Genomic DNA, 2,692 nt, shown 5'->3' on the forward strand with positions numbered 1-2,692 from the left:
CCCAGAGACCTATTTCGGCGACACTGCGGTGATGGTAAATCCCGCGGACGAACGCTATAAAAATTTGATCGGTAAAAAAGTCGTGCTGCCGCTAATCGGCCGCGAGATAGAGATCATCGCCGACGAATACGTCGATATGAGCTTCGGAACGGGTGCCGTGAAGGTCACGCCAGCGCACGACACCAACGACTACGAGGTCGGTAAGCGCCACGAGTTGGAGTTTATCACCGTTTTTGACGAAAAAGGAATTTTAAACGAGCAGTGCGGTAAATTCGGGGGCTTAGAGCGACTTGCCGCGCGCGATCAGATCGTAGCGGAGCTTGAGAGGCTGGGCTTTATCGAAAAAATCGAGGATTACGAAAATCAAGTCGGCTACTGCTACCGCTGCAAAAACGTCGTCGAACCGTACATCTCACAGCAGTGGTTCGTGCGCGCAGATATCGCAAAAGAAGCAATTGCCAAAGTAAATTCCGGCGAGGCGGAATTTTTCCCGAAGCACTGGATCAATAGCTTCAACGCCTGGATGCGCGAGCTGAAGGACTGGTGTATCAGTCGCCAGCTGTGGTGGGGGCATAGAATTCCCGTGTTTTACTGCGACTGCGGCCATCAGTGGGCGGATGAGCGCGAGAGCCCCGATGCCTGCCCGAAATGCGGCGGTAAAAATTTTACTCAAGATCCCGACGTGCTCGACACGTGGTTTTCAAGCGGTCTTTGGCCGATCAGCACGCTTGGCTGGGGCAACGGCGAGGCGCTGAAAAACGAGAAGTGGTTCGAGGAGGATTTGAGCGAATTTTATCCGAATACCATGCTGATTACGGGCTTTGACATTTTGTTTTTCTGGGTCGCGCGCATGATGTTTCAGTGCCAAAACGCCATGGGCGAGCTGCCGTTTCGCGACATCTACCTGCATGCCTTGGTTAAGGACAAAGACGGCAAAAAGATGAGCAAATCGAGCAAAAACGTAGTCGATCCGCTGCTAAAAATCGATGAATTTAGCGCCGATATTTTGCGCTTTACGCTTACGATTTTGTGCGTGCAGGGGCGCGATCTGCGCCTTAGCGACGATAAGCTTTTGATATATCGAAATTTTACGAATAAGCTTTATAACGCGAGCAAATTTTTGCTTTTAAACGCTTCTAAATTTGACGATTTAGACGCGGCGCAGATCAAAACGAGCCTCGGCAAATATATGCTTTCGCGCTTTAACTGCTGCGTGAGCGCGGTGCGGGAAAATTTAGACGAATACCGCTTCAACGACGCTGCGACCGAGCTTTATAAGTTTTTTTGGGACGAGTTTTGCGACTGGGGCATCGAGCTTAGCAAGGCGGACAAGGCCGCGATCGGCGAGCTAGGGATGATTTTTAAAGAAGCGATGAAGCTACTAAGCCCATTTATGCCGTTTCTAAGCGAGTATCTGTATCAGGAGCTAAGCGGCACGAAGCTGCAAGACGCGCGCTCCATCATGGTGATGCGATACCCACATCCTGGCGAGCGCGACGAGCGGATCGAGGAGCTATTTTCGCTTCTTATTGAAGCGATCGTTAGCATTCGTCGCGCAAAGGCGACGATCGAGCTCGGCAATGCGCGCGTAGCCAAAGCCTACGTCAAATCCGCAGTCGATCTAAGCGCCGCTGCGGAATACATCAAAACGCTAGCAAAGGTAGATGAAGTGGAATTTACGCAGCAAAATATTGCAAATTCCGCCCGCGACGTAAGCGAGAGGCTAGAAACTTTCGTGCCGCTTGAAGGGGTCGATCTTAGCGGCGTGATTTCGCGCCTTAACGCGCAAAAAACCAAACTAGAAAAAGAGATAGCAAAGCTTTCAAGCATGCTAAATAACGAGAAATTCGTAGCCTCCGCCCCGCAAGCCGTGGTCGAAGCCAACCGCGAAGGGCTGCAAAGCGCGCAGGAAAAATTCGCCAAAGTATGCGACGAGCTAAAGGCGTTTGGCGAGTAGTCCGCTCGTTTGAGCCAAAATTTTAAATTAAGGAGAAAAATATGTCAAAGGGTAGTATCGGTGGATTTACTTTAGGCACGGTCATAGCCGTCGCACTATCATGGGGAGTCAATAAAAGCATAATGTGGGCGATAATCCACGGATTTTTAAGTTGGTTATACGTGATTTATTATTTCCTACTGAGGTAAAATTTCATCGGCAGCGCGCCGTTTTACGCGCTAAATTTTAAAATTTATCAAGGATAAAAAATGAGCGAAAAAATAAAAATAGCGGTTTTAGGATATGGAAATTTAGGTCGCGGCGTGGAGCTTGCCGCGCGAAATAGCAAGGATTTAGAGCTTTTGGCGGTGTTTTCTCGCCGCGAGCCGCACAGCGTGCAAACATACGGCGCGCCGGTGTTTAGCGCGGATGAAATTTTATCGCACAAGGGCAAATTTGACGTTTTAGTGCTTTGTGGTGGCAGCGCAACTGACCTTCCAACACAGACGCCAGAATTTGCACAAAATTTTAACGTAGTTGATAGCTTCGATACGCATGCAAAAATACCTGAGCACTTTGCCGCAGTGGATGCTGCTGCTAAAAAAGGTGGCAATGTAGGTGTCATCGCTGTTGGCTGGGATCCGGGGCTATTTTCGCTAAATAGGCTATTTGGCGAGAGCGTGCTTGAAAATGGCAGCAGCTACACGTTTTGGGGCAAAGGCGTGAGTCAAGGCCACTCAGACGCCATACGCAGGA

The 2,692-nt window shown here is 49.7% G+C and carries 3 protein-coding genes; all 3 read left to right on the top strand.

The window, feature by feature from the left end; translation table 11 throughout:
- Positions 1 to 1,957, top strand: a 1,957-nt coding sequence (locus Q0256_RS01660) for a valine--tRNA ligase (protein WP_297959512.1), incomplete at its 5' end; no start/stop codon positions are given.
- A 41-nt stretch (positions 1,958 to 1,998) separates the two neighbouring features.
- The gene (locus tag Q0256_RS01665; RefSeq protein ID WP_297880516.1) at positions 1,999 to 2,145 is read left to right on the top strand and encodes a hypothetical protein; all 147 of its coding nucleotides are present in this window, start codon (positions 1,999 to 2,001) and stop codon (positions 2,143 to 2,145) included.
- 60 nt (positions 2,146 to 2,205) lie between these two features.
- A partial coding sequence (locus Q0256_RS01670) for a diaminopimelate dehydrogenase (protein ID WP_297959513.1) occupies positions 2,206 to 2,692 on the top strand: 487 nt, incomplete at its 3' end.

This window comes from uncultured Campylobacter sp. (assembly GCF_937949835.1).
Classification (GTDB): domain Bacteria; phylum Campylobacterota; class Campylobacteria; order Campylobacterales; family Campylobacteraceae; genus Campylobacter_B.